At 38.9% G+C, this 10,360-nt stretch carries 9 protein-coding genes; all 9 read left to right on the plus strand.

Annotation, left to right across the window (positions count from 1 at the left end; all coding sequences use genetic code 11):
* The first annotated feature begins 169 nt into the window (after positions 1-169).
* The 9 genes from AFK68_RS25210 to glgX all read left to right on the plus strand — a co-directional run bounded on the left by AFK68_RS25210 (position 170) and on the right by glgX (position 10,333).
* A complete protein-coding gene (locus tag AFK68_RS25210) occupies positions 170-1,195 on the plus strand; it encodes an RNA-guided endonuclease TnpB family protein (protein WP_246843981.1) in 1,026 nt (341 codons plus the stop codon).
* Positions 1,192-1,557 (plus strand): hypothetical protein, encoded by a 366-nt coding sequence (locus tag AFK68_RS42580; protein ID WP_246843980.1) that lies wholly within the window; start codon positions 1,192-1,194, stop codon positions 1,555-1,557. The genes AFK68_RS25210 and AFK68_RS42580 overlap by 4 nt, the downstream gene beginning before the upstream one ends.
* Before the next feature lie 280 nt (positions 1,558-1,837).
* The gene (locus tag AFK68_RS25215) at positions 1,838-2,203 is read left to right on the plus strand and encodes a carboxymuconolactone decarboxylase family protein (RefSeq protein WP_094676066.1); all 366 of its coding nucleotides are present in this window, start codon (positions 1,838-1,840) and stop codon (positions 2,201-2,203) included.
* Between the two features lie 169 nt (positions 2,204-2,372).
* A complete protein-coding gene (locus AFK68_RS25220) occupies positions 2,373-3,311 on the plus strand; it encodes an EthD domain-containing protein (RefSeq protein ID WP_094676068.1) in 939 nt (312 codons plus the stop codon).
* A gap of 42 nt (positions 3,312-3,353) precedes the next feature.
* A complete protein-coding gene (locus AFK68_RS25225) occupies positions 3,354-3,920 on the plus strand; it encodes a hypothetical protein (protein ID WP_094676070.1) in 567 nt (188 codons plus the stop codon).
* A 705-nt stretch (positions 3,921-4,625) separates the two neighbouring features.
* Positions 4,626-5,228, plus strand: a complete 603-nt coding sequence (locus AFK68_RS25230) for a DJ-1/PfpI family protein (RefSeq protein ID WP_094676072.1) — start codon at positions 4,626-4,628, stop codon at positions 5,226-5,228.
* 163 nt (positions 5,229-5,391) lie between these two features.
* Entirely contained in the window at positions 5,392-7,212 is a 1,821-nt protein-coding gene (locus tag AFK68_RS25235; RefSeq protein ID WP_094676074.1) for an AGE family epimerase/isomerase, read from the plus strand.
* A gap of 431 nt (positions 7,213-7,643) precedes the next feature.
* Positions 7,644-7,985 (plus strand): anti-sigma factor antagonist, encoded by a 342-nt coding sequence (locus AFK68_RS25240; protein ID WP_210407614.1) that lies wholly within the window; start codon positions 7,644-7,646, stop codon positions 7,983-7,985.
* 227 nt (positions 7,986-8,212) lie between these two features.
* Positions 8,213-10,333 carry a glycogen debranching protein GlgX gene (gene glgX / locus AFK68_RS25245; protein WP_094676076.1) on the plus strand — a complete coding sequence of 707 codons (2,121 nt, stop codon included), beginning with the start codon at positions 8,213-8,215 and terminating at the stop codon, positions 10,331-10,333.
* The last annotated feature ends 27 nt before the right edge of the window (positions 10,334-10,360 follow it).

Genomic DNA, 10,360 nt, shown 5'->3' on the forward strand with positions numbered 1-10,360 from the left:
GTGTAGTATTATAGATATAAATTACCGAATGAAACCTAAAAATAGGAAGTGAGAGTTAGCCATTGATTAAAATCAATTGTCATCAAACGACACGGGTTTTAACCCGTCATTATTCTTAATAAAAAAAAGCTGATTTTTGGCTAATCTAAAACTAAGGAGGTGATGCAAATTGTATGGATGTCAGCAAAATTTAATTAAAGAATCTCCAGATGTAATAGCAATTCTTGAATATATCTGCTCTGAAGCCAATAAATTGACAAATTGTGGGATTTATTATTGCCGTCAAATGCTGTTCAAAGCCGGAGTTTTTCTGACTAAAGCGGCACTTGATCGGCAACTCAAAAGTAATATCCACTTCAAAGCAATGCGGTCAGCTTGCGCTCAACAGACATTACATAGTGTGATTGAGTCGTTTAATTCTTATGGAAAATTATTGCAGCTGTACAAGGAGGAAAAATTACATTTTCGCCCTAAGCCACCCAGTTATAGAAAAAAGGGCGGAATGGCAGTTGTAAGTTATCCTGCTCGATGGGTTAAATTGATTGGAAATGAGTTGAAATTCTCTCTAGGAAATCAGCTTAAAGCATGGTTCGGAATTGACCATTTTCTCTTACCTATGCCCTCAAATCTAGACTTTAGGTCAATTAAAGAATATCGCATTTTTCTTCGAAATGGATGTTTTTATATTGAGTTTGTCTACAAACAGCCCGAAATAGAACCTGTTAAAGCTAACAGTAATGTTCTTGGTATAGACCCCGGATTAAATAATTGGATAACTGGAGTATCCAACACAGGAAAATCCTTCATAATTGATGGAAAAAAGGTCAAATATCAGAACCAGTGGTATAACAAAAAAGTCGCCAAGATTAAGATGGAAAAACCTCAAGGATACTGGGATGAAGAACTTGCAAAGATAACCGAAAAACGCAACCGTCAAATGAGAGACAACATTAATAAAGCCACAAGATTTATTATTAATTGGTGTCTTGCTAATAACATTGCAAATATTGTTTTTGGTTGGAATCCATTCAACAAAGAAGGGATTAATATTGGCCACAAGAATAATCAGGAATTTGTGCAAATTCCTACAGCTAAATTGAAAGAAAGAGTTTCTCAATTATGTCAACAATATGGGATTAACTTTATCGAGACAGAAGAGAGCTATACCAGTCAAGCTAGTTTTCGTATCGGATGATTTTCTACCAAAATATGGTGAAAAACCCGTTCGCGAAGCGTCTCCGTAAGGAGATGCGGTGGAAAGCATCAGGAAAGCGGGTTAAAAGAGGTTTATATTGCTCTTCTAATGGCAGTTTAATTAATGCTGACTGTAATGGTTCAGCTAATATAATCAGAAAGGTAAGCGCACAGTTGAATTTCGATTTAACCAAGGCGTGTAGGGCAGTTTTGACTCTGCCAAAACGATATTTTGGGGATTCTCTTTCAAAACAATATCGAAAAGATTGCGAAGCAGCACGGTTTCAACCTGCTGCTTCGCATCCTTTGAGAATCCCCGTCTTTTTAAAGCGGGGAGAAGTCAATAACCAAAATGTAACTTAAAGTGGTAGTCTAGTTCATAGAAAAAAATGTCTGGCATAAATGGCTAAGTAAATCCCATTCTTATGTAAAAAGCCGAGCCAATAAGTCATAAGTCCAGACAATTATATAGGGTCAAAAATAAATTGGCCGTCATCTGCCCACTCACAAGCAGATCGATTCCTAATAGATAAAATGTTAAACTGTTTGAGAAAGTGATTATGCTAGACAATGCTGGTGCGATCGCAGTCCTTAAACACAGAAATAAAGACTACAGCAAGTTAGAAAAATTAAGCAGATAACTATGGCATACAAAAACGCAGTATTAGATGACAAAGCACTGCAAGAAGGCTTAAATAGTATCAACCCCAAATTTGGGGACTTTTGTACTCGTGTAGCAGGTGAAGCATGGGGTCTACCAATAATAGACCAAAAAACCAAAGCTCTAATCACAGTAGCAATAGATGTAGTTAATCAAGATCATGTAGGTCCGGGAAACCCATTTGGCGCTCACGTTAAGATGGCAATGTCTCAAGGGGCAACTTTGGAAGAAATAGAGGAACTGCTAGTATTCACCTGTGTTTATGCAGGATTTAATAAAGCAGCAGGTTGCTTTGGTGCCCTGGGAGAATTAAAAGAGGAATTAAACGAATTATTCCCACCGAAATAATTAAGATTTGCTGAAAAAAAAGTGTTTGGGTAGGGTGCGAAGTCTTGGAGGTGTGAGAAGTTTGAGGAGATAAAATCTTGTTTGCTCAAAAAGCTTCAAAAATCTTTGGGTAACTTCAGCAGAAGTATAGATAAACTCGTAATATTCTGAAAAGCAAAGGCAGCAAACTATGCTATCAACTCTGATCAAGAAAGGAGAAGTTGCCGACTATTCTAGTCGTGACCAGGAAGCACAAGTAGCTTTCTATGTTCTCCTTTGGAAAAGAAAAGGAATAACCCTCGAACTATTTGACGACTATTGGAGAGATGTTCACGGACCAGTTTGTGCCCGTCTACCAGGTCAGTACCAATATTGGCAATTTCATGTTGCCCATAATGATGGGGGAATATGGCCTAGTATCGGAAACTTAGTGGATGCTTCTACTCCAGAAGAAAACTTTGATGGCATTGCTGAATTAACCTTCAAAACAGTAGAAGACCGCGAAACATGGTTCAAAGCGGCGACTATTTTGATGGATGATGAGCATAACATCTTCAGCAAAGCAATAGGTTATAATACCAATCCTGGTAACTCTATAACCTTCAAAGATGGAATTGAAAATGGTTCTCCTAATGGTCATCAAGGGTTAGAAAAGTACCACTGCATGATTAGGAAAGCTGATGGAGTAAGTGTAGAAGAGTTTCGTACATACTATAAAGAGAAGTTTGCTCCAGCTCTGGCAAAAATGGATCAAGTGTTGAAACTGCGATTACATCTATTTGAGGAAGTTGATAACACTAGGCCAGATGCAGGTGGAGTATCCCACTCTGAACTACCAGAACTAAATTATCAAGCTGCAGTAGAAATAGCTTACTGGAACCGCTTAGAACTAGAACTACTTTTTGTATCTAAAGAATATCAAGAGTTAGTGAGCGAACACAGTAAGTATGTCAAACAAATAAGACCATTTCCAGAAAGGACTGCTTACACATTTGTCAATGATGGTAAAATGACATTGGCAGGTCAGCGCAGCTCAACAGTAGCTCAGTTAATTATGGATATTGGAGCTGCTAATCAACTACAAAATGATGTAGTCGATCTAATGTTGACTAATAATTTGACTCATTAATTCTTAATTTTAACCAAGCAAAAAACAACTAACGGGGATATTATGCGCCAACGCACAAATTACTACAAAGACCTAGCAGTAGATTACTCTCGAGCCGTTCCAGTAGCTGCTGATGTTGCCACAGAGATGATTACTCTAGCAGAAAAATTTATTTCTATGAAAGAGGAAACATTACCAGCAGTTGGTCCTGACTACACATTAGAACAAATAGAGAAAGAAAATAAAGAGTGGTGGCCTACTCATTGTGAAGCTTTGAGGCAGAGTCGCGGTGATCTTCTCACGGCAGAATATTACAAGGATTTGATTTATTTGTGCCAAGACGGACAATATTTTGGTCTAGAGGAACAAAAAGAAAGGGAACAGCATTGGTGGGCATTGATTTCTCAGCCAGGATGTGTTATGTGCTGGCCAATAGTTATGTTTTCTGGAGAACATACATTTTTTGAGTGGAAAAGTGTAGATGTGGAAACTAACGAAACTATTGCAAAGGGAAATGTAACTTGGGTGCGTCGCGGTCACAGAGGTGGTTGCTATTTGAAAACTGAACAATTAACATTCTACCGGGATGTATTTGCAGCAGCAGAACTTCTGAAATTGATTACGACATAAAACTAGATATAGTAATCCTAGACAGGTTGCAACATTTTTGTGTAGGGGTTTGGTTTCCCAACCCAAGTCATTTCAGTTTTGTGTAGGGGTTTGGTTTCCCAACCCAAGTCATTTCAGTTATCAGTTAACAGTTAACAGTTAACACCTGCCTCTGGCTAAACCCAGAGGCTTGAAATACTGAATTTGATTTCTCTTGGTCGATTAGATATGGCGTTTAGCGTTCCGCACAACTTTCCTGACGGAATGCTCCGCAAACGTTAACGCTGCGCGACATATAAAGCGGAGCGGCTCTGCGCTCTTCGGGAGACCCGCTCCTACGGACCCGCTTCGCTAACGCCATCTCATCCTGACGGACTGCTCCGCAAACGACCGCTTTTTCATCCCCTTAAAAGGGGAGGCTTGAGACCTGATTTTTTGGTGAAAAAGGGATTTGGAGACCAAACCACTACAGTTTTTTTCACAAGTTATTACTGAAAATCTGGCGCTTTTTTTATTCTCAAAAAGTCTAAAGCATTTATTGTTAAAGGTTTGAGATTTAATCAGCAGAGTAACAACTAAAAAAAGTCTGAGATAATTGTAATAATTGCAATCTAATTGAATCTCTTATTTTGAGTTATTTTATCTGATTTGAAAGCTAGAATAACATCTGAATAAATATTTTATTTGTAGATTATACCCGATCAAGAAAATCAGGAGTCAAAAAAAATGGCAACAGCAACAAAAGGTAAAATAGGAGTCTTAATTGAAGACCATTTTGATTCTACAGAATATCGTAAATTTAATGAATTTTTTCCCACAAAAGGCTATGAAGTAGAATATATTACTCACTTGTGGGGGCAAAAAGAACTACATTTTGGCTCTAACCCAGAGAATAATGTTGTGGAAGAACAAGTTACAGTTTCCACAGAAGTTAATGATGTTAATCCCTCAGATTATAAAGGTATTATCTGTATTGGTGCTTATGCCACAGATAGGTTGCGTTATCAGGTAAACCCCAAAAAAGGTGAAAAAAATCAAGCACCAGCAGTAGTATTTTTGCGGAATGCTGTTAATACAGAAAATGTAAAATTAGGAGCAATTTGTCATAGTTTATGGCTGTTTTGTGCTGACAATGAAATGCTTAAAGATAAAAAAGTTACCTGCGCTCATAATATCATTTGTGATGTAGAAAATGCTGGAGCAGATGTAATATTTGATGGAGACCAAACAGCAGATTTAGTTATTGATGGTAACTTAATCACAGCAAAACATCCAGGTGTAACAGATGAATTTATGGAAAAATTTGTGGAAGCCATCGAAGCTAACTAAATTAGAACTTGCGCTCCAAAATTTAAGAAACCGGGTTTATTACCCTGATTATTTTCCTATCACGAAATTTCCTCTATAAACCCGGTTTCTGCCTAATTCCTATAAATATTAAGAGAGCTTTTCTGTTCAAAACTTGTAAACACAGTTTAAAAATAATCCAAACATGAGTATCCCAGTAGAGTTTACCTTTTCAGACCTGATCGCCGGGTATGTTACTAACTTCGACTCAGCTACAGATATTTTTGGCATCAAAACAACAGACGGCAGAGAATTTCAAGCCCGACTATCCCCCACAAGTTATGCAAAACTAATACAAAACTTAGATGAAGCATACCCAGATGCTACAGGTTCTATGCGCTCAATGTTGCAACCTGGTCGGTATCTATTCACTTATGGAGTATTTTACCCAGATAGTCCCATATTTGAAGCCAAACAAATAGTATTTGTCGGTCGTCAAGCAGATGACTATATATTTGAAAAACAAAACTGGTGGGTAGATCAGGTTCGCTCCCTAGCTAATTTTTATGTCAAAGCTCAATTTGGTGACGAAGAAATAGACTACCGCGACTATCGCACAACCTTAAGTCTATCTGGTGCAAAATCACAGGTAAACTTCCGTCAAGAAACTGATACTATCTCCCGGATGGTTTACGGAATGGCTACAGGATACATGATGACTGGGGACGAAATTTTCCTAGAAGCAGCAGAAAAAGGTACTGAATATCTGCGAGACCACATGAGGTTTGTGGACTTAGACGAGGGTATTGTTTATTGGTATCATGGTATCGATGTGCAAGGGGAACGGGAACAGAAAATTTTCGCTTCAGAATTTGGCGATGACTACGATGCTATTCCTGCTTACGAACAAATTTACGCCCTGGCAGGTCCGTTACAAACTTATCGCCTCAATGGTGACCCTCGGATCATGGATGATACGGAGAAAACTATTAAGTTATTCAACGACTTTTTCCTAGATAAAAGCGATCGTGGTGGTTATTATTCTCACTTAGATCCTATTACTTTAGATCCAGTGAGCGAGTCATTAGGGCGGAACAAAGGTACCAAAAACTGGAACTCAGTGGGGGACCATGCACCAGCATATCTAATTAATCTCTGGTTGGCAACAGAAAAACCAGAATATGCAGATATGCTCGAATACACTTTCGATACTATCGAAAAGCGTTTCCCAGACTACGAAAACTGCCCCTTCGTCAATGAAAAATTCTTTGAAGACTGGAGTCCAGACCAGACTTGGGGATGGCAGCAAAACCGGGCAGTAGTTGGTCACAACATGAAAATCTCCTGGAATTTGATGCGGATGAATAGCCTCAAACCAAAGGATACTTATGTTGATTTGGCAAAGAAAATTGCTGATGTAATGCCAGCAGTAGGTAGTGACCAACAACGGGGAGGTTGGTATGATGTGGTAGAAAGAGCATTAGGAGAAGGTGAACAGACTCACCGTTTTGTTTGGCACGATCGCAAAGCTTGGTGGCAACAAGAACAGTCTATTCTAGCTTATTATATTCTGGCTGGAGTTTTAGGAGATGGAGAATATCATCGTTTAGCGCGGGAAGCTGCTGCTTTTTATAACGCCTGGTTCCTGGATACAGAAGATGGTGGGGTTTATTTCAACGTTCTTGCTAATGGTATTCCATTCTTAGCAAGTGGTAATGAAAGAGGTAAAGGTTCCCACTCCATGAGCGGTTATCACTCCACAGAATTATGTTTCCTCGCGGCAGTTTATACTAATTTGTTGGTGACTAAACAGCCGATGGATTTTTACTTTAAGCCTATTCCTGGTGGTTTCCCTGATAATATTTTGCGAGTATCACCGGATATTTTGCCTCCTGGCAGTATTAAAATTGGGTCGGTAGAAATTGATGGTCAACCTTACAGTGATTTTGATGCGGATAAACTTTTTGTCAAGTTGCCTGAAACTAAGGAACGGGTGACAGTTAAGGTGAATATTGTACCGAACTGATAAAGTATAGTAAGTTCAGTAGTGTAGTGACACAGCCAAAATAGTCCAATAGTAGGGGCGGGTTTTAACGTAAATTTTCATGCTTAACCTATGATTTATATAAACCCGCCCTAATGCACAAAATTAGCTGTGTCATTCCAGTCCAGTAGGGTGCGTTAGAGAAGCGTAACGCACCGAAATATATGGGAGAGGCGGTGCTTAACTCGAACCCGAAAAATATATGGGAGAGGCGATGCGTTACATTTAATTTTTCCTGACGGAATGCTCCGCAAACATATCGGCGACAGCCGAAAACGCACCCTACTGAACTAATTATTATGTTGGGTTACTCCTGCAAAGAAGCAAGCTACGTTCCATGCTTTGCTTTGCTTTGCTAACGCAAACAACCCAACCTACATCTAAAACATCTGAGTATTATTACAATAAATCAAATGGCAATCGAAATTAATATTAGAACAGAAGAAGAAATTAAAGTAGTAGAATTAACAGGAGACATTGACGCGAATACAGCACCTAAAGTTTCCGAACAAATACTACCCCTAACTACTCCTGACAGTAAAATTCTAGTAGATATGACCAATGTGCCATATATGTCTAGCGCTGGGTTACGCACATTACTATCTTTGTACAGACAAACACAAGCAAAAAATGGAAAAGTAGTATTGGTAGGACTTTCTGAAGAACTTCAAGATACTATGTCTGTGACTGGGTTTCTAGACTTTTTTACAACTGCTACCAATGTTGAGTCAGGAATAGTAACACTCAAGGAATAATTGATAATTCATAATTAATAATTGATAATTAGGACTTGCTGATTAAATCTCAAAAATTTCTAATTTCTCCTGACTTTATAGGGATGTTGCATGCAATGTCTACTCCCTAGAGTAGCAAAAAGACTTTTTCAGTAAACCCTAATTAGAGATGGTTTTCATTATCAATTATCAATTATCCATTATCAATTATCCATTATCAATTATCCATTATTAATTATCCATAAGTCATGTTACTAGATCGTATTGATATTCACCCTACCCACAGTCACGGTGACTTTAAACTGCGTAGTGGAAAGCCTTTTCCATTCGGTGCAACTATGGTGCCTGGGGGAGTAAATTTTTCCATCTTCTCTTCTCATGCCACATCCTGCACATTAGTCTTGTTTCAAAAAGGCGCTCCAGAACCAATGGCAGAAATTCCCTTTCCTGAAGAATTTCGGATAGGGAATGTTTATTGTATGATTGTCTTTGACCTCAATGTTGAGAATATCGAATATGGTTATCGCATGGATGGACCGAATAATTTCCATGACGGTCAATGGTTCGACAAAAGTAAAATTCTTATGGACCCCTACGCTAAGATTATTGGGGGTCGGGATGTTTGGGGAGAAATACCAAACTGGGATGATACTTATCAACACCGAGCCAGAATTGCTTATGATGATTTTGACTGGGAACATGACCGCCCTCTAGAAATTCCGCCAGAAGATCAAATTATTTATGAAATGCACGTTCGTAGCTTTACTGCTCATCCCTCTTCTGGTGTCAAACATCCTGGAACATTTGCTGCTATTCGTGAAAAAATTCCTTACCTCAAAGAATTAGGTGTTAATGCTGTTGAGTTAATGCCTGTTTATGAATTTGATGAGTTTGAAAATTCCCGCCCCAGCCCTATAACAGGGGAAATGCTCTACAATTATTGGGGTTATAGTACGGTCGGATTTTTTGCTCCGAAAGCTGGATATGCAGCTACAGGTAAGTTAGGGATGCAGATGGATGAGTTAAAAACTCTAGTTAAAGAGCTGCATAAAAATGGCATTGAAGTAATTCTGGATGTTGTTTTCAACCACACAGCAGAAGGAAATGAAAATGGTCCGACAATTTCTTTCCGGGGTATTGACAATAAGACCTATTATATGTTAACACCCGAAGGTTATTATTTTAACTTTAGTGGTTGCGGTAATACTATTAATTGTAATAACCCAATTGTCAGAAATGTGGTATTAGATTGTTTGCGCTATTGGGCAAGTGAATATCATATTGATGGTTTCCGGTTTGATTTGGCTTCAATTCTCGGACGTGACCCCTGGGGCGCACCATTAGCAAATCCTCCACTTTTAGAAACTTTGGCTTTTGACCCAATTTTAGCTAACTGTAAGTTAATTGCAGAAGCTTGGGATGCGGGTGGTTTATATCAGGTAGGTTCTTTCCCTGCTTTTGGACGTTGGGCAGAATGGAATGGTAAGTATCGCGATGCTATTCGGAAGTTTATTAAAGGTGATTGTACTGTAGGAGAAATGGCGCAACGCATACAAGGTTCCCCAGACCTCTATGCTTGGCAAGGTCGCGCACCCGCAACATCTATTAATTTTATTACCGCCCATGACGGTTTCACTTTAGCTGATATGGTGTCCTACAACGATAAACATAATGAAGCTAATGGGGAAAATAATAATGATGGTGCGAATGATAACGAAAGTTGGAACTGTGGGGCGGAGGGTTGGACTGATGACCCAGGAATAAATGCTTTGCGTAGTCGTCAGATGCGAAATGCGATCGCAATTATGATGGTTAGTCAAGGTGTACCCATGTTGCTGATGGGTGATGAAATAGGGCGGAGTAAAAATGGTAATAATAATACTTATTGCCACGACTCGGAACTAAATTGGTTAAACTGGGAATTTCTGGGAACTAATGCCGAATTATTTAGGTTTGTAAAGAATTGTATTGCATTTCGGAAAGCTCACCCAGTATTAAGAAATCACAACCATTTCCGAAATCAAGATTATGCTGGTAGTGGGAATTTAGATATTACTTGGCATGGTACTCAGGTTTGGAATGCTGACTGGTCTGAACATTCTCGGACTATTGCTTTTATGCTTTGTGGTAAACACGCCAGAGAAGCAACAGAAAAAGATAATGATATTTATGTAGCAATGAATATGCACTGGGAAAGTATCTGGTTTGATATTCCCGGTTTATCAGATGGGAAGAAGTGGTACGTTTTTGCTAATACTGCTTGTGCCTCACCACAAGATTCTTGGGTACCTGGGACTGAACCTGTGTTAGAAAATCAACAGGGGTTATTGCTTGGCGATCGCTCCGTAGTTATTCTGGTAAGTAGATAAGGAGTAGGGGAGTAGGGGAGTAGGGGA

The sequence above is a fragment of the Hydrocoleum sp. CS-953 genome (genome assembly GCF_002260545.1).
Lineage (GTDB): Bacteria > Cyanobacteriota > Cyanobacteriia > Cyanobacteriales > Microcoleaceae > Trichodesmium.